At 36.6% G+C, this 24317-nt stretch carries 24 protein-coding genes and 2 other annotated features; of the genes, 2 read left to right on the top strand and 22 right to left on the bottom strand.

Going from position 1 to position 24317, the window contains the following annotated elements; all coding sequences use genetic code 11:
* Window positions 1–140 precede the first annotated feature (140 nt).
* Window positions 141–758 carry a TetR/AcrR family transcriptional regulator gene (locus tag BAQ44_RS02175; RefSeq protein WP_000023656.1) on the top strand — a complete coding sequence of 206 codons (618 nt, stop codon included), beginning with the start codon at window positions 141–143 and terminating at the stop codon, window positions 756–758.
* 40 nt (window positions 759–798) lie between these two features.
* Here the strand turns inward: BAQ44_RS02175 and BAQ44_RS02170 are convergent, their stop codons facing one another.
* From BAQ44_RS02170 to BAQ44_RS02080, 19 genes are all read right to left on the bottom strand, one after another.
* On the bottom strand, window positions 799–1884 hold the full coding sequence (locus BAQ44_RS02170; protein ID WP_000163547.1) for a M42 family metallopeptidase: 1086 nt from the start codon (window positions 1882–1884) through the stop codon (window positions 799–801).
* Window positions 1885–1953: 69 nt separating this feature from the next.
* Window positions 1954–2445, bottom strand: coding sequence for a dUTP diphosphatase (locus BAQ44_RS02165; RefSeq protein ID WP_061677053.1), 492 nt, complete (start codon window positions 2443–2445; stop codon window positions 1954–1956).
* 471 nt (window positions 2446–2916) lie between these two features.
* Complete coding sequence (rplT, locus tag BAQ44_RS02160) at window positions 2917–3273, bottom strand: 50S ribosomal protein L20 (RefSeq protein WP_001138364.1); 357 nt, start codon at window positions 3271–3273, stop codon at window positions 2917–2919.
* Window positions 3274–3310: 37 nt separating this feature from the next.
* Window positions 3311–3511, bottom strand: coding sequence for a 50S ribosomal protein L35 (rpmI, locus tag BAQ44_RS02155; RefSeq protein ID WP_001125946.1), 201 nt, complete (start codon window positions 3509–3511; stop codon window positions 3311–3313).
* Window positions 3512–3532: 21 nt separating this feature from the next.
* A complete protein-coding gene (infC, locus tag BAQ44_RS02150) occupies window positions 3533–4036 on the bottom strand; it encodes a translation initiation factor IF-3 (RefSeq protein WP_000973214.1) in 504 nt (167 codons plus the stop codon).
* Window positions 4037–4098: 62 nt separating this feature from the next.
* Window positions 4099–4219 (bottom strand) — a sequence feature (ribosomal protein L20 leader region).
* Between the two features lie 210 nt (window positions 4220–4429).
* Complete coding sequence (gene thrS / locus BAQ44_RS02145) at window positions 4430–6367, bottom strand: threonine--tRNA ligase (RefSeq protein ID WP_000786073.1); 1938 nt, start codon at window positions 6365–6367, stop codon at window positions 4430–4432.
* 47 nt (window positions 6368–6414) lie between these two features.
* Window positions 6415–6643 (bottom strand) — a binding site (T-box leader).
* Window positions 6644–6674: 31 nt separating this feature from the next.
* Window positions 6675–7556, bottom strand: a complete 882-nt coding sequence (gene ytxC, locus BAQ44_RS02140; protein ID WP_063262656.1) for a putative sporulation protein YtxC — start codon at window positions 7554–7556, stop codon at window positions 6675–6677.
* Between the two features lie 277 nt (window positions 7557–7833).
* Window positions 7834–8772 (bottom strand): primosomal protein DnaI, encoded by a 939-nt coding sequence (gene dnaI / locus BAQ44_RS02135; RefSeq protein ID WP_071720494.1) that lies wholly within the window; start codon window positions 8770–8772, stop codon window positions 7834–7836.
* A 33-nt stretch (window positions 8773–8805) separates the two neighbouring features.
* Window positions 8806–10218: a replication initiation and membrane attachment family protein gene (locus BAQ44_RS02130; RefSeq protein ID WP_071720492.1), complete on the bottom strand. Its 1413-nt coding sequence runs from the start codon at window positions 10216–10218 to the stop codon at window positions 8806–8808.
* 152 nt (window positions 10219–10370) lie between these two features.
* Window positions 10371–10832, bottom strand: a complete 462-nt coding sequence (gene nrdR / locus BAQ44_RS02125) for a transcriptional regulator NrdR (protein WP_001203687.1) — start codon at window positions 10830–10832, stop codon at window positions 10371–10373.
* Between the two features lie 285 nt (window positions 10833–11117).
* The gene (gene speD, locus BAQ44_RS02120) at window positions 11118–11501 is read right to left on the bottom strand and encodes an adenosylmethionine decarboxylase (RefSeq protein ID WP_002003660.1); all 384 of its coding nucleotides are present in this window, start codon (window positions 11499–11501) and stop codon (window positions 11118–11120) included.
* 387 nt (window positions 11502–11888) lie between these two features.
* Window positions 11889–12917 carry a glyceraldehyde-3-phosphate dehydrogenase gene (locus BAQ44_RS02115; protein ID WP_061677050.1) on the bottom strand — a complete coding sequence of 343 codons (1029 nt, stop codon included), beginning with the start codon at window positions 12915–12917 and terminating at the stop codon, window positions 11889–11891.
* Between the two features lie 109 nt (window positions 12918–13026).
* Complete coding sequence (gene coaE / locus BAQ44_RS02110; protein ID WP_071720491.1) at window positions 13027–13629, bottom strand: dephospho-CoA kinase; 603 nt, start codon at window positions 13627–13629, stop codon at window positions 13027–13029.
* Window positions 13630–13682: 53 nt separating this feature from the next.
* Window positions 13683–14315 (bottom strand): sporulation membrane protein YtaF, encoded by a 633-nt coding sequence (gene ytaF, locus BAQ44_RS02105; protein ID WP_061677048.1) that lies wholly within the window; start codon window positions 14313–14315, stop codon window positions 13683–13685.
* 72 nt (window positions 14316–14387) lie between these two features.
* Window positions 14388–15218 carry a DNA-formamidopyrimidine glycosylase gene (mutM, locus tag BAQ44_RS02100; RefSeq protein WP_061677047.1) on the bottom strand — a complete coding sequence of 277 codons (831 nt, stop codon included), beginning with the start codon at window positions 15216–15218 and terminating at the stop codon, window positions 14388–14390.
* A gap of 12 nt (window positions 15219–15230) precedes the next feature.
* Window positions 15231–17864, bottom strand: coding sequence for a DNA polymerase I (gene polA, locus BAQ44_RS02095; RefSeq protein ID WP_071720490.1), 2634 nt, complete (start codon window positions 17862–17864; stop codon window positions 15231–15233).
* A 283-nt stretch (window positions 17865–18147) separates the two neighbouring features.
* Window positions 18148–19911 (bottom strand): sensory box histidine kinase PhoR, encoded by a 1764-nt coding sequence (gene phoR, locus BAQ44_RS02090; RefSeq protein ID WP_063262652.1) that lies wholly within the window; start codon window positions 19909–19911, stop codon window positions 18148–18150.
* Window positions 19904–20623 carry a two-component system response regulator PhoP gene (gene phoP / locus BAQ44_RS02085; RefSeq protein WP_061677044.1) on the bottom strand — a complete coding sequence of 240 codons (720 nt, stop codon included), beginning with the start codon at window positions 20621–20623 and terminating at the stop codon, window positions 19904–19906. Before phoP ends, phoR begins: the two co-directional genes overlap by 8 nt.
* A 159-nt stretch (window positions 20624–20782) precedes the next feature.
* Complete coding sequence (locus BAQ44_RS02080) at window positions 20783–21019, bottom strand: hypothetical protein (RefSeq protein ID WP_071720488.1); 237 nt, start codon at window positions 21017–21019, stop codon at window positions 20783–20785.
* A 91-nt stretch (window positions 21020–21110) separates the two neighbouring features.
* Between BAQ44_RS02080 and BAQ44_RS31540 the strand changes: the two genes are divergently transcribed.
* Window positions 21111–21242 carry a hypothetical protein gene (locus BAQ44_RS31540; protein ID WP_081110167.1) on the top strand — a complete coding sequence of 44 codons (132 nt, stop codon included), beginning with the start codon at window positions 21111–21113 and terminating at the stop codon, window positions 21240–21242.
* Between the two features lie 56 nt (window positions 21243–21298).
* Here the strand turns inward: BAQ44_RS31540 and BAQ44_RS02075 are convergent, their stop codons facing one another.
* The 3 genes from BAQ44_RS02075 to icd form a co-directional block, all read right to left on the bottom strand.
* Entirely contained in the window at window positions 21299–21772 is a 474-nt protein-coding gene (locus BAQ44_RS02075; protein WP_000914190.1) for a MaoC family dehydratase, read from the bottom strand.
* Window positions 21773–21988: 216 nt separating this feature from the next.
* Window positions 21989–22927, bottom strand: a complete 939-nt coding sequence (gene mdh, locus BAQ44_RS02070; protein ID WP_063262650.1) for a malate dehydrogenase — start codon at window positions 22925–22927, stop codon at window positions 21989–21991.
* Between the two features lie 19 nt (window positions 22928–22946).
* Entirely contained in the window at window positions 22947–24239 is a 1293-nt protein-coding gene (icd, locus tag BAQ44_RS02065; protein WP_000206899.1) for an NADP-dependent isocitrate dehydrogenase, read from the bottom strand.
* Between the last annotated feature and the right edge of the window lie 78 nt (window positions 24240–24317).

The raw sequence follows: 24317 nt of genomic DNA, 5'->3' as shown, positions 1-24317 counted from the left end.
TTCTGAAGGACTATCGTTTATAATTATAAATAATTATTTCGAATCTACAACCGACAATTTACGTATGAAATGTTGCTTAAACAACAATATAATAACAATATGTTGTTTAAGTATATAAAATTAAACGAGGAGAAGTAAAAATGTCTATTAAAAATACAAATGATCCACGTGTAAAGCGGACGAGACAACTCATACAGGATGCTTTTGTCGCTTTAGTAGGCGAAAAAGGATTTGACGATGTAACTGTTCAACATATCGCAGAACGTGCTCCTGTAAATCGTGCTACGTTTTATAGCCATTACCATGATAAGTATGACCTATTAGACAAAAGCATCGAAGAAATGTTAGAGAAATTAACAGAAGTTATTAAACCAAAAAATAGAAATAAAGAAGAGTTTCAACTTACATTTGATTCACCAAATCCAACCTTTTTAGCTTTGTTCGAACATATTGCAGAAAATGTGAACTTCTATAACGTTATGCTTGGTGATAAAGCCGCTGGAAACTACTCTTATAAAATGATGAAAACAATACAAACTCATTTAACGTTAAGCTTATCGATTTCACAGCCAGATGATAAAGATCTTATGGTTCCTCGTGACATTTTGATTAGCTATGTGACAGGAGCTCATATCGGGATGATTATGTCATGGTTAAAAAGAGGGATGATATACACTCCGCATTTTATGGCCATGCAATTAACTCGTTTAATTATTTTAGGAGCTCATACTGCCGCTGGATTAGAGCGACCTTTTTAAAACATAAAAAAGCGAAGGAGAGGCTCCTTCGCTTTTTCTATTAATTAAATGTAATGTTATGTACAGCCTCTTTATCAAGACGTTTAATAACTTCTACAATTAACTTCACTGCATTTTCATAGTCATCACGGTGTAACATTGCCGCATGAGAATGAATGTAGCGCGTTGCAATCGTAATTGCCATAGACGGGATACCATTTACAGCAATGTGAATTGCACCTGCATCCGTTCCACCGCCCGCTACTGAATCATATTGATATGGAATTTCTAATTCGTCAGCAACATCAACTACAAAGTCACGTAAACCAGTATGACCAATAACAGACGCATCATATAAAATAATCTGTGGTCCATCACCCATTTTACTTTGCGCTTCTTTTGCCGTTACACCAGGCGTGTCACCAGCGATACCAACATCTACTGCGAACGCGATATCTGGTTTAATATAGTTTGCAGATGTTTTCGCACCACGAAGACCGACTTCTTCTTGTACAGTCCCTACGCCATATACAACGTTTGGATGCTTTTCATCTTTTAATTGTTTTAATACGTCAATTGCAATTGCACAACCAATTCGGTTATCCCATGCTTTTGCAAGTAACATTTTTTCATTCTTCATCACTTGGAATTCAAAGTAAGGTACAACTTGATCTCCTGGTCGTACGCCCCACTCCATTGCCTCTTCTTGGCTAGAAGCACCAATATCGATGAACATGTCTTTAATATCTACTGGTTTTTTACGCGCTTCTGGAGGTAAGATGTGCGGTGGTTTTGAACCAATTACACCTGTTACATCTCCTTTACGCGTTACAATTGTCACACGCTGTGCAAGCATAACTTGTGACCACCAGCCACCAACTGTTTGGAAACGAAGGAAGCCTTTGTCATCAATTTGCGTAATCATAAAGCCAACTTCATCTAAATGACCTGCAACCATAATTTTCGGGCCGTTTTCTTCCCCTACTTTTTTCGCAACTAAGCTTCCTAAATTATCAGTAGAAAGTTCGTCCGCAAACGGCTCAATATATTTCTTCATTACTTCGCGTGGTTCACGCTCGTTACCCGCAATACCACGTGCATCTGTTAATTCTTTTAGCATTGTCAATGTCGCGTCTAATTTTGTCATTGCCAACACCCTCCTTTTTCTTCAGTCACTTCATTATACAAAAGGAAATTGAAATATTCAAAAATTAAATTAGTATCCTTGTGTTTGACGCTCATGATTTACTTCGTTTTTATCTAAATATGCCTTTTCAATCTCTTCTTGTTCAAACTCTAGCGCTTGTCCAAGACGAAGGTAGCTTGTAAATAATTCAATATAGTTCGTAATAGATGGTTGATCTGTAAAGCGAATCACCTTCGCATATGTGTCTAAGAAAATTTCTACTTGTGTTTTATTCGTTTGTGCACACTTATAGAATAGGAAGTTTTTATCAATACCTAAATCAATTCCGATTGATAAAATAAAATGCAAACCATCTACGTATTCTTCTAATATTACTTCACGTTCTGATGCTGGTTTGTTGCTCCAATATTTAAAACAACGTGTTTCATTTGCAAGTTCTCCAATTTCTACAAGAAGAGCTAACATTTTTTCTTTTAACAATTTTTTCGGTTGTAAGCCATGCTCTTTCACAATACGGTCATCTAATTCTTTCTGTAATTTAAATAGTTGTAGTAAGTCCATTCTATTGTCCTCCTCCAACATCGCATTTTACGCAACAATGTTGTTTCATCTCAAAGTTCATTATTATTTTTCGTTTCTTATTAATAAGTCAGCCATTTATCTCTTTACAAAATAGCTTGTCCTTAATTTACAAATACGTTTCAATCATCACGATTAGATTGTTCACTCCGATTGGTGATAGTTAATCATTATCCGGGGATTGTCCACTGATAAAAAAATTTATTTTATCTGATGAAAGTTCCATATCATCTTTCCATTATAGCAGTGTCGTTTCAGGTAGGAAAGATACTCTTCTTTCCAAAGGGAGATAATTGAAAAAAGCCAGGAGAATTCTCCTGGCTTTATATATATATTCTTCTATATCGCTATAGCTTTTATATTGATTTTGTCATATCGATAACGACATACTTCTCTTTGCATACAAATAAAAAAACCTTAGAAGAAAAATCTTCTAAGGTTTCAACTAATTAATTAGTTAATGTTGTTTTTTGCAACTGTTGCTAATTCAGCGAAAGCTTTTTCGTCATGAACAGCTAAGTCAGCAAGCATCTTGCGGTTAACTTCGATGCCAGCATTTTTAAGACCGTGCATTAAGCGGCTGTAAGAAAGACCATTCATACGAGCTGCCGCGTTGATACGTGTAATCCATAATTTACGGAAGTCACGTTTCTTTTGACGACGGTCACGGAATGCATACATTAGAGATTTCATAACCTGTTGGTTAGCAACCTTGAATAATGTACTCTTAGAACCGTAGTAACCTTTTGCTAATTTTATAACTTTTTTACGACGTTGACGAGTAACTGTACCACCTTTTACTCTTGGCATAATATTACCTCCTAATTGTTCTATATATCAGCCGAACTTATTTTAAGTTGTCAAGCATTTGACGAATGCGTTTGAAGTCACCAGCGCTTACTACACCAGCTTTACGTAGTTTACGTTTAGCTTTTGTAGATTTGTTAGCGAATAAATGGCTTGTGTAAGCGTGAGAACGTTTCAGTTTACCTGATCCAGTCTTTTTGAAACGCTTTGCAGAGCCGCGATGAGTTTTTTGTTTAGGCATAGGTATTTCCTCCTCTATCTATTACTTATCGTTTTTCGGTGCTAAAACTAAGAACATACTACGTCCTTCCATTTTAGGCTTAGATTCAATTGTACTAACTTCAGCACAAGCTTCTGAGAAGCGATCTAAAACACGTTGACCGATTTCTTTATGAGTAATGGCACGTCCTTTAAAGCGAATTGACGCTTTAACCTTGTCGCCTTTCTCTAAAAACTTGATAGCATTACGAAGTTTTGTGTTAAAGTCGTGTTCATCAATTGTTGGACTTAAACGAACTTCTTTCATGCTAATTACTTTTTGATTTTTGCGCTGTTCTTTTTCTTTCTTCTGTTGCTCAAAGCGGAATTTACCGTAGTCCATAATGCGGCATACTGGCGGTTTCGCATTTGGAGCAACTAATACTAAATCAAGATTAAGATTTGCAGCTAAGTCTAAAGCGTCATTACGAGACTTGATTCCAAGTTGATCGCCATTGGCACCAACTAAACGTACTTCACGTGCACGAATTTGCTCGTTAATCATCATATCCTTGCTAATAGTAAGCCACCTCCAAGGTTTTCTCAGAACATATTTTGTAGTCATAGAACCCGACAAAAAAAGTGCGGGCATACGACACCCACACTTGTAAATTCTTAAGTAAGAAATACATTTACCTGTAAACTGCGAATGCGTCCATCAGGTGAGAAGCGGGTGCTTCTACTTGTTCCACAAAACAATATTCTATTATCCTTGATGAGTTTATCATAGGACATGACGTCTGTCAAGAAGACGCGATGTGTTTTACTAACAACAAGAAATATTGTAACAAACAACTAACATACTTGCAATACTTTTTTATGATAAGTATTGTTTGGTTATTTTTTCTAGTTTTTCTTTTTTATAATACATACGAAAGCCGCGGTATACCGCGGCTCTGTCTTATCGTTTTCCTTCTACTTTAATCATATCAACAAAAGCATCTAATGCGATTGTTTCTGATTTTTGTTCACCGTATTTACGTACGTTTACGCCGTTTTCAGTTACTTCATTGTCACCTACTACAAGCATGTACGGAATTTTTTGCATTTGTGCTTCACGGATTTTGTAACCGATCTTCTCTTCACGAGTATCTAATTCAACACGGATGCCAGCACGACGTAATTCATCTTGTACTTTCTTCGCATAGTCTAAATGTACTTGCGGAGAAACTGGAATTACTTGTGCTTGAACTGGAGCTAACCAAGTTGGGAATGCACCTTTGTATTCTTCAATTAAGAAGGCTACGAAACGTTCCATAGTTGATACAACACCACGGTGAATTACAACTGGACGATGTTGTTTACCGTCTTCACCAACGTAAGCTAATTCAAAGCGTTCTGGAAGTAAGAAGTCTAATTGTACAGTTGAAAGTGTTTCGTCTTTTCCAAGAGCAGTACGAACTTGAACGTCAAGTTTTGGACCGTAGAATGCCGCTTCACCTTCAGCTTCATAGTAATCAAGACCCATTTCATCCATAGCTTCTTTTAACATACCTTGCGCTTTTTCCCACATCTCGTCATCAGCATAGTACTTTTTAGTATCAGCTGGGTCACGGTAAGATAGGCGGAATGAATAGTTCTCTAAACCGAAATCTTTGTACACTTCTAGCGTTAAGTTTACAACACGTTTTAACTCTTCTTTAATTTGATCTGGGCGAACGAAAATGTGCGCATCGTTTAAAGTCATTCCGCGTACACGTTGTAATCCAGATAACGCACCTGACATTTCATAGCGGTGCATTGTTCCAAGTTCCGCAATACGGATTGGTAATTCACGGTAGCTGTGAATATCATTTTTATAAACCATCATGTGGTGAGGGCAGTTCATTGGACGAAGAACTAACTCTTCATTATCCATTTCCATTGATGGGAACATACCATCACGGTAGTGATTCCAGTGACCAGAAGTTTCATAAAGCTCTCTGCTTCCTAGTACTGGAGTGTATACGTGATCATAGCCTAAGCTTGCTTCTTTATCAACGATGTAACGCTCGATAATACGGCGAATAGTTGCACCTTTTGGTAACCAAAGTGGTAAACCTTGTCCTACTTTTTGGCTATTAGTAAATAGTTTTAATTCTTTACCTAATTTACGGTGATCGCGCTCTTTCGCTTCTTCAAGCATACGTAAGTGCTCATCTAATTCTGCTTTCTTAACGAATGCAGTACCGTAAATACGTTGTAACATTTTATTATTGCTGTCGCCGCGCCAGTAAGCACCTGCAACGCTTAATAATTTAAATACTTTAATTTTCCCTGTAGATGGAAGGTGAACACCACGGCAAAGGTCGAAGAATTCGCCTTGCTCATAGATTGAAATAACCGCATCTTCTGGAAGATCGTTAATTAAATCTAATTTTAACTCATCGCCGATTTCTTCAAAGCGACGAAGTGCTTCTGCACGTGGTACTTCATGACGAACGATTTCTAAGTTCTCGTTCACGATTTTTTGCATTTCTTTTTCAATTTTCTTGAAGTCTTCAACTGTAATTGCTTCTTCCATATCAATATCGTAGTAGAAGCCATTTTCGATTACTGGACCAATACCAAGCTCAAGCTTAGCATCTTTATATAAACGTTTTAACGCTTGCGCTAAAAGGTGGGCTGTTGAATGGCGTAAAATGTATAAGCCATCTTCAGAATCTAATGTAATAATAGAAACTGCACCATCTTCTTCGATTGGTGTAACAAGATCGATCATCTCATCGTTTAATTTTCCAGCCACAGCTTTTTTCTTTAAGCCTGGGCTAATAGAAGCTGCGATTTCTTCAGTTGTTACGCCTTTTGGAAACTCCTTCACAGCTCCATCAGGGAAAGTAATTTTAACTACATCTGCCATCACTGGTCACTCCTCTTTTTTTCAAAATAAAAAACACTCATCCCGTAAAAAGGGACGAGTGTTGAATTCGTGGTTCCACCCTTGTTCCAATTAACCTTATTGTTAATTGCTCAAGTTCAACATAACGGTGTTGTCCGTTAGCAATTACTAGAAAAACCGTTCACTGCTAAAGTTTAGAGGTGGTAAGTAATAATCCCGTACTAGGAAGCTCACACCCTAAGGCTTCCCTCTCTGAAAATCGTAGAAAACTACTCATGTCCTCATCATGACATTTCAATATATTTCATTTATGTAGGTAATTATATGCTCAAAAACTTAGAAAATCAAGGGCGTTACCTTTATTTTTTAAATTTTTCACATTGCGCTCAAACTCATGTAATCCATGTAATTGGACCCGTTCTTGAAATACATTTCGCAAAGTAATAATCATATTATGGTCTTGTTCTTTCGTATATAAATAAATTTTTTTCGGCGAAATAGAAAGCAGTGGTGCAATTACTTTCGTATCAATATATACATCCTTTTGCTTTAATAATTCCTCATCTATATATTGGACCAATTTCTCCTGTTTTAAACGCCTACCTTTATCATCATAGAAAATAAAGCTTTCATCAAAAATAAGATGCACACAGGACAAACGTGATTTTCGGCTACGCACTTGTTGCCTTAGCGTCTCAATAAACATTTGATATTCTTGTTCCAACTTATACTCATCAATCGACACTTCAGCAAGCTTAGCTACCATTTCCCTATATGTACGAAGGCGAAAACGAACATATGATGAAAACGAGAACGAAAGTGGATCACAAAGCCAATTATTTAAAGAAGATTTAATATACGATTCAAATGTATGACGTGTTAATTCATGAGCAATCCCTTTTCTTCTTCCCTTTAAAATCTCTTGTGCCATATGCAATATTTGATGACACTCTTCCTCTTCTTCATAAAAAAACTTTTCTTTTAAGATCGTATAAATCCACTCATTTTGCTTTACATTCACAATGAAATATACCATGACTGGCAATAAAATCTTTTCAATATAATTCGATTCACATACTGGTATATGAATCACCACTTTTTGTTCCTGTAAATACACACTCGTTTCCTTATATAACAGTTCAGCCCTTTTCAATAGTTGTCTATATACATGCATAGCATCATTTTTTTCTTCGAAGCAAATTTCAATCACTTTTGTCCCCCCTTTTATCCCTGCTCTAAAGGATTGTATCTATACGTTACAAATCCTATAAGAGTCCGTCCCGCGTGAAGTTCACTCTTAGTAGAATTACATTTCCTATCGCTAGAAGATCCACTCGATATGGCTTGCTAATTTTATATATATTAAGGGAGGGAGAAAAAAATGATACAAGCTACAATGAATTTTCCATAAGAACTTTTCGTTTTACAATTCACCTAGTCTAAAAAGTGTTCAAAACGAAAAAAGAGCAAGCTTTTCAGCTTACTCTTTACTTATGACGTCGGTTTTTCCCGCCAATTGGAATTGGCTTCGCTAAATATTTAATTCGTTCCATAATACGTGCTGCTTTCATTTGTTCTGCTTCTCCACGCTGTGTATACGTTAAATGATGTTCCAATTCCTTGAAATCAAAGTTAGACGTAAAGAACGTCGGTAAGTTTTCTAACATACGGAATTGCAAAATTGCCCCAAGCACATCGTCACGTACAAAGCTTGACATCGCTTCTGCTCCGATATCATCTAGCATTAAAACTTGTACGCGTTTCACCGCATCAATCTTTTCCCCAATCGAATTATCTTGAATCGAACTTTTAATTTCACGTAGAAATTCAGGGAAGTATACGAGCATCGAACTTATTTTCTTTTGAGCAAGCTCATTCGCCATTGCTCCTAACAAATACGTTTTCCCTACACCAAATTTACCGTACAAATATAAACCTTGTACTTTTTTACCAGGTTCATATTTACTTAAAAATTCATTGGCTGCACCAATGGCATCAATACGCGCATCTAAATCTGAAGGATCTAAGTTTTCCATCGTTGCCTGTAAAATGTCAGTTGGCATATATACACTTTGAACGAGTTTTTCATATTTCTTTCTCTCGTCATATGCTACTTTTCTAACGCAACGATCGTATTGAATATCAATCATCTTCCCTTGGATAACGAGCTTTGGCTCATATCCTTGCAGCATGTTTTTACAAGAACCTAGATCCGGACAATCTGCGCAACCTACACTTTGTCCGATATATTCGTATAACTTCACAAGGCTGCGCTCAATCATAGAAGTCGTTACTTCACCTTGATGTTCGTCTATAAATTCTTTCACACGCGGATGTGCCATCACTTCCGCCTTTAATACTTCATATCTATTTTTAAAATTTTTATTTTCCATTAACTTTGCAAATGAATTTTGAATATGCTCCATTTTCTCACCTCAAAGAGCGTTCATTCTCTTCTATTAATCACGCTTATATTTTTTTAACACTTCTTCTAGTCGTTTTCGTTCATCATCTAACGTACTTGCATCTTTTTTCTTACTTACATCTTTCTTCACTGTTTCTGTTTCTTTCTCTTGTTCTTTCGGCTCTTCTTTCAGCCAATCTGGTACCATTTCTTTTCTAATCGTTTTCTTCGACGTACGGCCTTTTTTCTTCGTCTCAGCCCATTCTTGATATTGACGATTTTCTTCTTTCGCTAACGCCATCGCTTCCGCTACTGTACCGACCTTTTTACGTGCCCAATGCCCAGCAATTTTCTCCACATACGTTTTCGCAAGTTTCATATCTGAGCGTAGCATAACGTAATAAATAAGTACATTCACAACACCTGGCGTTAATTTTTGGTTGATCATTACATCTTCAACAATCTGCAAGTCAGCCTTTGTCGCCTCTGCACCACCAGAGATTTCTTTCAATAGTTGTTTTGGTGAGATTTCCTCTAACTGTTTTATTAACATCTCTTCTTGCGTAGAAGGCTCTTTCCCTTCCATCATACGTGCAGCGTGAGGTTGTACTCTTTCACTTAATACAGGTAACGCTTGACCGTTTTCGAACTGATACCAATCACGTGCTCCTTTTCTAAGCCTTTCGATATCAATTGTCTGCATCTCTGTCACCGTACCAAGAACGATATTTTGCATCGATAACACATCTACATCATACACGTAAGCAAGTGTAATGACACATTCTCGCACTTGATCTGTTATCGCCTTTTTAGGGACAAGCGCGGACAAGCCATCTACAAATAAGGAGAAATCAAAGAAATCATTCCAAACTTTTGGAGCGTCTCCCTTCTCGTTACTTGGCATAGCTGTCGTTTTTGGAATACGAAGATCTTCTTGCGCATGCTCAAGCTGTCCTGGATTAAACGAACCAAACACATCATTGAAAGAACGCGTAACATTTTCATAAGAAACAAAATCAAATTCTTCTTCTAAGAAATATTGCTTTACTTGATTATATTTTGTCCGACTCAATCGATTGTATAAAAAGATGCTTAACACAATATCATCAAAAAACTGTTTCGGAGATAAAGGTGGTTGCAATTCGTATATAAACATTCGAATATCTTTTTCTTTCTTAATATATACCTTCAAAAGCCCAATTGCCTCTAACTTTACTCGTTCCTCATATACTTCAGGAAGCTGCATTTGCATGGTCACCATAAGGGAATGATGTGTATTCTCTTTTCCAAACACACGATCTTGCTCTAACTCTCCCCATAGCGTCATATACAAGCTAAAAGCTCTACTACCTATTAACGGCTGATACAACATCGTTAACACTTTTCGGTCGTAATTATGCAGTAACCCTTTCGCACTTACTTTGTAACGATCAATTGGCAATAGCTCCATCCATGACTGTTTTTCCATTCTTGCTTTTCCTTTCTCTCATCCAATCTATCCTCTACTTCATTCATTCTATCTTCATTATATAATTTCTTAGCGAAAAAGAGCTATTAGCTTTCGCTTCTAGCTCTCTTATCTCATTCCTTACGGTATGTAAAGAGAATAAAATAGAACTTCTACTCTCTTTCTTTTTGCAGTATATCTTTTAATTCTTCAATAAATACATTTAAATCTTTGAATTGGCGATATACAGAAGCAAAACGCACGTAAGCAACATCATCAATATCACGCAGTTCTTCCATAACAATTTCACCAATCATATCACTTTTCACTTCTGATATACCTAAATTACGAAGTTCACGTTCCACACTTTGAGTTACTTCTTCTAATTGCCTTAAAGATACTGGTCTTTTTTCGCACGCTTTAATTAAACCGCGCAAAATCTTTTCTTTATTAAACTCTTCACGTGTTCCTTCTTTTTTTACAACGATAAGAGGTGACTCTTCTACTCTTTCAAATGTCGTAAAGCGACTTAAACAACTTTCACACTCTCTCCTTCTTCGAATAGAGCGCCCCTCGTCTACCGGACGCGAATCTAACACTCTTGTACCATTATGAGAACAGGATGGACAACGCAATATATTCACTCCTTTACACTATACTCTTTATTTTTCCTCTACTTACTTCATCTGACAATATATATACAATATTATATAACTCATTCTAACTCTCTTACCACTTTAAGTTTACGCACATTATTTTATCATCTCGTTTTCAAAAATAAGATGATAGACGCGGCGTTAACTTATTCATAAGAGCTCAATTTATCTAACTAACGAGTACGTTATATTTTTCCTTTTTTATAAACTAAAAAAGAGGTGCATTATACACCTCTTTACATTTTAAATCAATTATGTTCTTTTTTAAAGAGCTTTTGTTTCTCTCTGCTTAATTTCGAAGCTACCAGTGCCTCGAGGAAGCTCGATGCTCTCACGCGTTTTCGCGTTTAAACCTTCTGCAATATATTCTGCAGCAACATTTGGATCAATACGATCCCCACAAGTATAAACATCGATACTTGCGTAACCGTGCTCCGGAAAGCTATGAATTGTTAAATGTGATTCCGAGATAATTACTACTCCACTTACACCTTGTGGTGCAAATTTATGGAAAGCCACCTCACGCACTTCAGCACCAGCTCTCAGTGCTGCATCCACAAATAATTGTTCAATATACGGCATGTCATTAAGCTTGTCGAAATCGCAATCCCAAAGTTCAGCGATCACGTGACGACCCATCGTATCCATAGTATCCATTCTACAGTTCCCCCTTGTAAATTTATTCTAACTGTTCGAATTGAAAACTAATTTGCAATTTGGCTTGCTCCACTACCACGGGGGAAAGTTAGTCCAGAGAGGTCCTAACCCTTTAAGTAGTGACTACGTACCTCAGCTCTTAAGTTTACGAGTGTTAGTATACTTTGTTTATTTTCATTTTGCAACAACAGTTTTTTCGATTTTCTGTCATATTTTCCTCTTTACTTTTCCCTAAAAAAAATAAATGATTCACAAATACAGTAATCACAACGTTTCGTGGTATGTCCACTTTCAAAATATACTCCTATAATTTTTTTCCTTTTCAGAAAAAATTAAAAAAAAGAGGGCAAATATTCACTTGCCCTCTCCCTTATTCACTTAAATATGTTGCACATTTTCTTGCTTCGCTAATTCGTCAACAACTAACGTTACAAGATCTACAACACGACGAGAGTAGCCCCACTCGTTATCATACCAAGCAAGTACTTTTACTTTACGATCACCCATTACCATTGTAGATAAACCATCAATAATAGCTGAGTGTGTATTTGTATTGAAGTCAATAGATACTAAAGGCTCTTCGCTGAACTCTACAATACCTTTTAATGCACCGTTTGCAACAGTTTTGAATGCTTCATTAATAGCTTCAACTGTCACATCACGTTTTACATCTACTACTAAGTCAACAAGAGACACGTTTGGTGTTGGTACACGAAGTGCCATACCATGAAGTTTTCCGTTTAAGTGTGGAAGAACTTTTGCAAGCGCTTTCGCAGCACCTGTCGTTGTCGGAATGATTGATTGTCCGCAAGCACGCGCTCTTCTTAAATCTTTATGTGGGTTATCAATATTTTTTTGGTCATTTGTATAAGCGTGAACGGTTGTCATTAAACCGTTTTCAATTCCAAACTGCTCATCTAACACCTTAACAACAGGCGCTAAACAGTTTGTTGTGCAAGATGCATTTGAAATAACAGTATGTTTTGTAATATCTAATTGGTCTTCGTTCACACCAACTACAATTGTTACATCTTCATTTTTACCAGGCGCTGTTAAAATAACTTTTTTCGCTCCAGCTTCAACATGAAGAATTGCTTTTTCTTTTGAATTAAATTTACCAGTTGCTTCAATTACAACTTCAACACCTAAATCTGTCCAAGGCAATTCCTTTGGATCGCGGTTGTTTAAAAGGCGAATCATTTTCCCATCAACTAATAAGTGATCTTCAAATGCTTCTACTGTTCCGTCAAACTTACCGTGAACTGTATCATATTTAATTAAATGTGCTAACGTTTCAGATGGATAGCTTGCATTGATTGCTACAATTTCGAATGCGCTTTCTTTTATTGCCTGACGAAATACCATTCTCCCAATACGTCCAAATCCATTAATTGCCACACGAGTCATAATATGTTATCCCCCTTGAATGCGTTATACTATTTATCTCCAATCCCAATAATAGTATAACACAAAAAGGGGATATGTCACTAAGCATTTTCATTAATTTCACAATTTTTTAGTCAATAATGTTCCAATTCTTTAAAATCACCTGTAATTGTGTTTTCGTTCCCATAATTGTGCCATCATTATTTATCACTTCATCTGCATTCTTCACTTTTTCTTCTAATGGCATTTGAGATTGAATACGCGCCGTTGCTTCTTCTTCTGAAAAATTATTTCGTTTCATTAAACGTTCTAATTGCGTATGTGGCTTAACTGCTACAACTAAAACACGATCAACAAGGCTTGTTAATTTCCCTTCAAACAGAAGAGGAATATCTAACACAACCGCTTGCATGCCTTCCTTTATGTACATTTCCTTTTGCATATTCATTTCCTCACGCACTGCAGGATGAACAATTTTATTTAACTGCAATCGTTTTTCTTCATTATGGAAAACGATACTTCCTAATTTCGGCCGGTCCAGTTCTCCATCATCTTGTAATACTTCCGTTCCAAACACTTCTACTATTTTGTTATATGCTGGTTTTCCCCGCTCTACAACTTCTCTCGCAATAATATCCGCATCAATAACTGGTATACTCAGTTCACGAAACATGTCTGATACCGTACTTTTCCCGCTTGCAATGCCTCCCGTTAATCCAATTACTACTGTCATAATAATCCTCCTCACAATATAAAAGGCGCGAAACTAATGTTCCACGCCCATACTTACATTTTCCAAATTCCAATAATAATGAGTAATACCCCAGGCAGGAATGTAAATTTTTGTAACCATTTCATATTTGATAAAACCGTTCCAAGTTTCATTCCAATAAATAAAAACAAAGAACTCATAACCGCAACTAACATCGCCATCATAGCAGGTGCATACCCTAATAAAGATGCACCAATTCCAGCACCGAACGAATCTATAGAAAGAGCGATACCAAGAAGTAACGCTTCTCCTGCAGAAATGGTGCCTGATTTATCAAAATCTGCAACAGTCGGTTTCCGTAAAATTTGAATCACTAGCCCGAGCGAAGCAATTTCTAATTTCCATACCTTCTCCTCTTGCTTCGGTTCTTCTTTCTTCTCACTTCGAAAAAATTGGTATAATACCCAAATTCCTATTCCAATAAGAACAAGCCCACCGATACGCGTTGCGATAACAGGTGAAAATACTTTCGCGATCATATGTCCAATTCCCATTGAAACAAGCATAACAGCCGCTGAACACATTCCGATAATTATAATTGATCTTAGTGGAATTCTTACGCTTCTTAAACCATATGTTAGCCCTACACTACAGCTATCTAAGCTTAATGTAAAAGCTAATAAAATAAGAGATAAATAAAGGTACATCGGTAAGCTCCTCCCTTATACATAGCTCTGCTGTATGTATATGACAAATGCCTATCCGATGTTATCTCTTTTCTATATTCTCGGCTGACAAATTGGGCAGTAATGCGTTCCTCTTCCGCCAACAACTGTTTTTTCTAATATCGTACCGCAAGTTACACACGGTTCTCCCTTTTTTCCGTATACATTTAGAAGTTCTTGGAACGAACCAATTTGCCCTTGCGAGTTGATATACGTTCGAATTGTACTTCCGCCACGCTTCACTGCTTCGCCTAGCGTTGTAACAGTCGCCTCGTAAATTCGTTCAATTTCTTCTGCTGTTAAAGACGACGCTTCTCGTTCCGGATGAATTTGAGAGCGGAATAAAACTTCATCTACATATATATTTCCAAGCCCTACTAAAAGACGCTGGTCTAATAATACAACTTTTATTTTACGATTGGTCTTTTGCAATCTTTCTTGTAAATACTGCGGTGTCAATTCAGCATCAAATGGCTCCGGACCTAGGTCAGCAAGAGGCATTTGATTCAACTCCTCACCTTTCTTAAAGAGATGCATCGTACCAAACTTTCTCACATCTTTATAATGTAATTCAGTTCCATCTGTAAATAAGAAACGGACGTGTGTATGCTTATCAATTGGTTCACCCTCTTGATGCAGTAAAAACTTACCTTCCATACGCAAGTGTGAAACAATAACATAATTCGTTACATATAAAAGCAAAAACTTCCCTCTTCGCTTTATATTTTCAATCTTTTCGCCTCTTAGCATTTCTTTAAAAATTTCTGCATCATCCGGTCGTTTGACTATTTTCGGATACGTAACAATAACATCTTCAATCGTTTTTCCTGTTACAAGATTTTCAAGTGTCCGTCTGACGTTTTCAACCTCTGGTAATTCAGGCATCTCATCACTTCCTTATTTTGCGTCGTACCAAGTTGGACCGTAAGAATAATCAACTTTCAGCGGAACTGCAAGTTCAATTGCATGCTCCATTACTTCTGGTACAAGCTTCTCTAATTTTTCAATTTCTTCTTGTGGTGCTTCAAATATCAATTCATCGTGTACTTGCAGAAGAAGACGCGCTTGTAATCCTTCTTCTTCTAAACGATCTGCCATAATAATCATCGCTTTTTTAATAATATCTGCTGCAGTACCTTGAATTGGTGTATTCATAGCTGTACGCTCAGCAAAGCTACGTAAATTGAAATTACGACTCGTAATTTCCGGAATATAACGGCGGCGATTTAATAATGTAGCCACATATCCTTTTTGTTTCGCATCTTTTACGATGTCGTCCATGTATTCTTGTACACCAGGGAAGCTTTCTAAATACTTTTCAATAAATTCCGCTGCTGCTTTTCTTGTAATTCCTAAGTTTTGTGAAAGACCGTAGTCACTAATACCATACACAATTCCGAAGTTAACAGCTTTCGCTTGTCGTCTCATATTTGAAGTTACTTCATCTTTTTCAACGCCAAATACATCCATAGCTGTTTTCGTATGAATATCCATGTCATGTTGGAACGCGTCAACTAGCCCTTTATCATTTGCAATATGAGCTAATACACGAAGTTCAATTTGCGAATAATCTGCCGCGTACATAATCCATCCTTCTTCTGATGGAACAAATGCCTGACGAATCTTTCTTCCTTCTTCTAATCGAATCGGGATATTTTGCAAGTTCGGATCCGTTGAACTTAATCGACCTGTTTGTGTTAATACTTGATTGAAACGAGTATGGATTTTAGATGAATCTTCATGTACAACTTTTAATAAACCTTCGATATAAGTTGAATTTAGTTTCCCTAATTGACGATAATGTAAAATGTTTGGAATGATTTCATGGCGATCCATAAGCTTTTCTAGTACATCAGCTGACGTAGAATAACCTGTTTTCGTCTTTTTAATAACCGGTAAGTTTAAGTTCTCAAACAGAATAACACCAAGCTGCTTCGGTGAATTAATATTAAATTCTGTTCCCGCACGCTTATAAATTTCCTGTTCCATTTCCTTTAATCTACCCGCAAGTTCTTCTCCCATATTACGAAGACGCTCCGTATCAACTTTTACACCTTTTACTTCCATATCAGCTAATACACGCGCAAGTGGTAATTCTAACTCTGTAAACAGTTCATATTGCTCATTCTTTTGTAACTCTTCTACGAATGTTTGCTTTACATCATATAATACGTGCACTTTACGAGCTACATGCTCCGCTACTACTTCTAGCTCTGGAACCGCACGCTTTGCACCTTTTCCGTAAACTTCTTCATCGGATTTCACGGCATGCGTTTCTTTCATTTTCGCCACAGTACGGAAATCTTTATCCGTATCAGCTGGGTCAAGTAAATAAGCAGCGATTAATAGATCAAAATCAATCCCTTGCATATCCATATCATTCCATTTAAGTGCCACGATCGCACGCTTCGCATCAAATGTACGCTTTCTCATTTCTCCATCTGCAAGCCATGCTTTGAAAGCATCCGATGCAAATGCAATGTCCTTCTGAATAAAGTAACAACCATTTTCATTTTGAATACCAAAACCTTGAATGTCCGCTTTATGATAGTTATCTTCTTGCACTTCAACAATAAGCGCACTATCTTGCTGAAGCATTTCTTCTGTAACTTCTTCCACAATATCAAATGTAATATCATCTAATTCAGCTGGAGCCGTTTCTTCTGGCGTGACACCTAGTTTATTTAAAAGAGATGTAAATCCTAAATTCTCGAACATTGGAATGACATCACTTGCTTCATATCCTTTATACTCCATATCATCCACATGCACCGTAATCGGCGCATCTGTAATAATAGTTGCAAGATCTTTACTCATAAGAGCTTGGTCTTTATTTGCTTCTAGCTTTTCTTTTAATTTTTTCCCGCTTACTTGCTCTATATTTTCATAAACTTCTTCAACCGTTCCAAACTGTGTTAACAATTTAATCGCAGTTTTTTCACCAACTCCTGGTACCCCTGGAATATTATCTGATTGGTCTCCCATTAAACCTTTCATATCGATAATTTGCTTTGGTGATAAGCTGTATTTCTCAAATAAAGCTTCTTTCGTATATTCATCTACTTCCGTAATCCCTTTTCGAGGAATGCATACAAGCGTGTTATCAGAAACAAGCTGAAGTAAATCTTTATCTCCTGAAATAACTTTTACATTTGCTCCTTGTTCACTTGCTTCTTTCGCTAGCGTTCCCATAATGTCATCCGCTTCATAATTTTCTAATTCATAACGCGGTACGTTGAATGCATCCAGCATCTCACGAATAAACGGGAATTGCTCTGACAATTCAGGTGGAGTCTTTTGACGTCCTCCTTTATAATCACTATACGTTTTATGACGGAACGTTGTTTTACCCGCATCAAACGCTACTAACATATGCGTCGGTTTTTCTTCCTCTAATATTCTCATTAACATCATTGTAAAACCGTAAATTGCGTTCGTATGTATACCTTTGTCGTTATTTAAAAGCGGTAGTGCAAAGAAAGCACGATACGCGATATTATTACCATCTACTAATACGACCTTTTTTTCCAAAACAGAAACCTCCCCATACAAATTTGAAATGATTTTTTTCACAGAAAAAAACCGTTCCTTTCCTCTCTCTATATTAACATGACTAATAGAGAGAAGAAAAATAACGGCTATTTTCTATTATATATACAAACGTTTACTAATATAAAAGGGAAGTGACGAGAACAGCATAACTATTCTCGTCCAAAATTACTCCTTGGATGAAGGGGTTTTCATGTATTATATTAACAGAGCTTTATTAATATTTAATTAAGCCATTGTTAATATATTGTAAACATCCTTCATCCTATTTTTCGGTTGCTGATTTTGGTAAAACAACTGTAAATGTTGTCCCTTCCCCAACTTCACTATCCACTGTAATCGTACCGTGATGCGCCTCAACTAAATGCTTTACAATTGATAACCCAAGGCCTGTACCACCAGTATTTCTACTTCTCGCTTTATCCACTCGGTAAAAGCGTTCAAAAATACGCGGAATTTCATCTTTACTAATACCAATTCCCGTATCCGATACTTTTATATAAGCATTATATTTATCTTCTGCTAATTCTACAGAAACAACGCCTCCAGCCGGCGTGTATACGATTGCGTTATTTATTAAATTAATAAAGATTTGCTTCAAACGACTCGGATCTCCAATGACCGAGACTCCTTTTAGCGCATTTACTTGTAAAGAAATTTCTTTTTCTCCTGCTTTGTTATCAAGCACCATATGAATGTCTTCAAGAAGTCCCTTCATATCAACGGTCCCCATACTCAATTTAAATCCTTGTTGCTCAATCTTTGATAAATCTAATAAATCTTCAATTAACCCTTGCATGCGTTCACTTTCTTTTAAAATAATGTGCAAGAAATGTTCGCAGAATTTTTTATTATCCATCGCACCGTCCAAGAGCGTTTCTGAAAAACCTTTAATAGAAGTAATCGGTGTCTTTAGTTCATGAGAAACATTCGCTAAAAAGTCTTTTCTCATTTGTTCTAATTTCTTTAGCTCAGTAATGTCATGGAATACAAGGACAATCCCTTTCCATTCATGGTTCGTCCCAATAATTGGTGCTCCATATACTTCGAAATGCTTTCGCTCAATTCCAAGCGGCAATAACATTTGTTTACGCACTTTCACTTCTGTCATAAAGATTTCTTCCACGAGCTCTATAATTTCTGTATGATGAAACGATTCATAATATAAACGATCTAAATATTCTTCATCTGTTACGTGGAAAGTCTCCTTATACGAACGGTTTACAAGGTTTATATAACCGCGGCTATCAATTAAAATCATTCCGCTGCCCATATTTTCAATTAACGTATGCAGACGATCTTGTTGCATTTCTTGCTCAAGTGTCATCTCTTGTAAATTACGGGCTAAAATATTAATCGCTTTACTCAGCATTCCTGTTTCATCTGAATGACTTTCATAAGCGCGTGCTTTATAATTTCCCTTCGCTAATTCAATAGCCACTTTCGTAACGGATTCAATCGGCCTAATATATTGCCCTGTAATTTTCATACCTAAAAATACGACTACGAGACAAGCGATAACAAATCCGATAATTAATAATCCCCACGTTTTTTGATGAACAGCTTTCAAAGGCTCAATTGTACTTTTTACCAAAATATACCCTTGTTTCCCTGCCACATCTTGAACGAACACCGCATGGTAAAATTCATTATTCTGATCTGTTTCTTTCGTAATGACTTTATTTCTTTGTTTCGTTGTTTCAGAAGTAAGTTCTTTCATTATCCCTTGGCTAAACGCAGACTGTTCTCCGCCGCTATATTGCACTTTCTTTTTTTCATCTACAAATGCAATAGAAGCCTGTATTTTTTCTTCTAACTTTTCAAATACATATGGATTTTTTAAGACATCATCAAAACCTTGTTCTTCTGCTAATACTGCAACATACTCTGTCTCTTTTACCATTCTCTCTTTTGCATGTTCTATATAGTAGTTTTCAAACACAGTTTCCAGCAATAAACCTAGTCCAACTAAAATAAAAACAATAAGAGAAACAAATGTAAAAAGAAGCCTGGAACGAAATTTATTCATCCCCTTTTGGCTCCTCTAATTTATATCCTAAACCACGTATCGTTTTAATGTACGTCGGTTTTTTCGTATTTTGTTCAATTTTATCGCGCAAATGGCTAATATGAACGTCAACAATTCGTGTATCACCAGCAAAATCATAGTTCCATACAGCACTTAATAATTGATCACGTGTCAACACGCGACTTTTATTTTTCGCAAGATAAACAAGTAGTTCAAATTCTTTTGGTGTTAATTCAAGCTTTCTTCCTTGGAAATAAGCCTCATAAAATTCCGGCAAAATTTTAAGTTCAGCAATTGTAATGCTCTCTTCATCTGATGTTTCTTTAACTTGTTCTTCTTGTTGCAATTTCGTACGGCGCAAAATTGCCTTCACACGCGCAACAACTTCCCTCGGGCTAAACGGCTTCGTCATATAATCATCTGCCCCAAGTTCAAGACCTAGCACCTTATCAAATTCATCATCTTTTGCTGTTAACATTAAAATCGGCGTCATAACGCGCTGCAATCGTAATTCTTTACACACTTCCATACCATCCATTTTTGGAAGCATTAAATCTAATATAATTAAATCTGGGCGTTCTGTTGTCGCTTTTTGAAGCGCCATTTCTCCATCCATCGCTGTTATCACTTCAAACCCAGCTTGTTGTAGATTAAATTCAATTAAAGTTAAGATAAACTCCTCATCATCAACTACTAAAATACGATTGTTCATTCTTTTCCTCCAAGTTATAGACTTGAAACCTTCTTCATCCTAGTATTTTCCCCGTTATTCTCATCATACTAGAAAACAAGGTCCCTCTCAATATAATTGTCTATACATGGAGCTCATTTGTACTATCATTATTCCTAAAAACAATTACACTCGGCTTAATTAATTTGTTATTATCCATACTTTATACACTTTTATATCGTTATTAAACTCCACATTCGTATAAATATTAAATTCTCGATTTTGCGCTAAAAAAAACGTAAGAGCATACGCTATTTTATAGTCTAGCGTTTCATATCCATCAAATACTCTTCCGTACATTTCATTCGCGACCGCGTCTGCCCACACTTCAGCTTCTCTCATCGTTTCAAAGATAACGTCTTCTTTTTTCCACTTCACCTTAAAAATCACACCTTTCATTGACTTCAATTACCAATAAATATATTATTAATTTAAATATATAAATAAACAGTATGCAGAGAGGTCTATTATGCGAATATTACTACCTATTTTAACTTTAGTAGTTACATGTTTCCTTACCTTTAACGTACCGAGCTGGGATACGATTAAAACAGGTTGTTCAGAATTTGCTGAAGGGTTCAAAGAAGGATTCCTCAACTAAAAATAGCGCTAGCCCCTTATATTAAGGTATGCTAGCGCTATTCATATTTTTATGTTTTAAAAATTATCTAATGCTTTTTCCATAATAGAAACTGATTTAAAAGGCGGCGTTACTGTTAAAGAGCCCTTTACAACCGTTTCTCCTTTTTCATCATGGGCAGATACAAGCATATCAATTGTATGTTCCTCCTCGGAAACAGCCACAACTTCAAAGTGGATTTGTAACGTTTCATAATGGTGAACATGCTTCACGAACGTAAGGTCCTTCCTTGTAATATGACTACCTGGACCTGGTAAATATTTCGTAACTGCCGTTGTAATCATTCCCGTTAGCATAATGCTTGGTACAATCGGCTTTTCATACGGAGTTTGGGATGCGTAATCATGCTGAATATATAATGGATTGGCATCATTCGTTAACCCTAAGTACAATAACAAATCTTTATCCTCAATTTTTTCAGTGATAGATAATTTCTCTCCTACTGTAATTTCATCCATTCTACGACCAATTTGAACTTTTTTCTTTAACATGTTACAACCCCCTCCGATTTTTTCACCTTATTATCCTACTAATAGCGATACCTGATCCGAAATTTACTATGATGAGGGCAATGTATAGTATAAATCTATAGTTTCATTATAGGATACACCAAATGATAGCGTTTTCATATTATTTCAAAAAAACATTTGAATAAATAGTAGAAAAAGATTCGGGGCCCCGAATCTTTTTCCACTTATATTTAATTATTAAACAAGAACCTTCATAACATTACGTACAGATTCTACAGAGCGATCTAACGCTTCTCTTTCATCTGCAAGAAGTTCTAACTCAATAATTTTTTCAATTCCGTTACCACCTAGAATTACTGGTACCCCTAAGTAAAGGTCGCTATAACCATATTCACCTTCAAGGTACGCAATAGCCGGTAATACACGGCGTTGATCTTTTAAGATTGCTTCTGTCATTTCAACTAAAGAAGCAGCTGGTGCGTAATATGCACTACCGTTTCCTAATAAGCCTACAATTTCGCCGCCACCTTTACGGGTACGTTCTACGATTGCTTCTAAACGCTCTTTCGGAATTAACGTTTCTAACGGAATGCCACCTGCATAAGAATAACGCACAAGAGGTACCATATCGTCACCGTGGCCACCAAGAACAAATCCTGTAATGTCTTTCACAGAAAGATTTAATTCTTGTGCAATAAATGTACGGAAACGAGCTGTATCTAATACGCCCGATTGACCGATAACACGCTCTTTCGGGAATCCTGCTTCTTTAAATACAGAATATGTCATTGCATCAACTGGATTTGTTAATACAAGAATAATCGCATTTGGTGAATGTTTTGCAATGTCGCGCGTAATACTTTTCATAATTTTAGAGTTTGTTGCTACTAAGTCATCACGGCTCATACCAGGCTTACGTGCAATACCTGCTGTAATAACGATAACGTCAGAATCAGCAGTATCTGCGTAATCAGATGTTCCAATAATGTTAGCATCAAAACCTTGTACTGGGCTCGCTTCTAACATATCTAACGCTTTCCCTTTTGTTGGATTTTCCAGTTGTGGAATGTCCACTAATACAACATCTGCAAGTTCTTTTTGTGCTAATAAGAATGCTGTTGTTGCTCCTGTAAATCCTGCACCGATGACTGAAACTTTCTTGCGTTTGATTGTCATAATTTACCCCCCGCTTTAATTATGCGTTTTTGATTATCGCTACATCCATGTTTTTAATAAGTTCATTAGCGAACTCAGAACATTTCACTTCTGTTGCACCTTCCATTAAGCGTGCGAAATCATAAGTTACTACTTTTGAAGCAATTGTGTTCTCAACAGAAGCAGTTACTAATTTCGCAGCTTCGTTCCATCCTAAGTGCTCTAATAATAATACACCTGAAAGAAGAACTGAAGATGGGTTTACTTTGTCTAAACCTGCATATTTTGGAGCTGTACCGTGTGTAGCTTCAAAGATAGCATGTCCAGTCACATAGTTAATGTTTGCACCAGGTGCAATACCAATTCCACCTACTTGTGCAGCAAGTGCATCAGAGATATAGTCTCCGTTTAAGTTCATTGTTGCAACAACATCGAACTCACGTGGACGAGTTAAAATTTGTTGTAAGAAGATGTCTGCAATAGAATCTTTTACGATGATTTTTCCAGCCACTTCAGCATCTGCCATCGCTTTATTCGCTGCATCTTTACCATCTTTCTCAACGATACGGTCATATTCAGCCCAAGTAAATACTTTATCGCCGAATTCTTGTTCCGCTACTTCGTAACCCCAGTTTTTGAAAGCACCTTCTGTAAATTTCATAATGTTTCCTTTATGAACTAATGTAACAGAAGAACGTTTTTCGTTAATTGCATATTGAATTGCAGCACGAACAAGACGCTTTGTCCCTTCTTCTGAGATTGGTTTAATACCAATACCAGATGTTTCTGGGAAGCGGATTTTATTAACGCCCATTGCTTCTTTTAAGAAAGCAAGAACTTTTTCTGCTTCTGGAGATCCTTGTGCATATTCAATTCCAGCATAAATGTCTTCTGTATTCTCACGGAAAATAACCATATCAGTATCTTCCGGACGTTTTACAGGTGAAGGAACACCTTCAAAATAACGAACTGGACGTAGACATACATATAAATCTAACTCTTGACGAAGTGCTACGTTTAGAGAACGAATACCACCGCCAACTGGAGTTGTAAGTGGACCTTTAATCGCGATTAAATATTCACGGATTAAATTTAAAGTTTCTTCTGGTAACCACTCGCCTGTTTGGTTGAATGCTTTTTCCCCTGCAAGCACTTCTTTCCAAACGATTTTCTTCTCACCATCATAAGCTTTTTCAACTGCTGCTTCTAGTACACGAGATGCAGCTGCCCAAATATCAGGACCAATTCCATCTCCTTCGATAAATGGAATAATCGGATTGTTTGGTACATTCATAACACCGTTAGTTACAGTAATTTTTTCACCTGTCGTCAATGTGATAACCCCCATGTTTGAAATTTCATATGTATGAAACTGAGGGAATAACCCCTCAGTTCAAACCGTTATTCAAAT

Source organism: Bacillus mobilis (assembly GCF_001884045.1).
Lineage (GTDB): Bacteria > Bacillota > Bacilli > Bacillales > Bacillaceae_G > Bacillus_A > Bacillus_A mobilis.
This window is presented reverse-complemented; position numbering and strand designations above follow the sequence as displayed.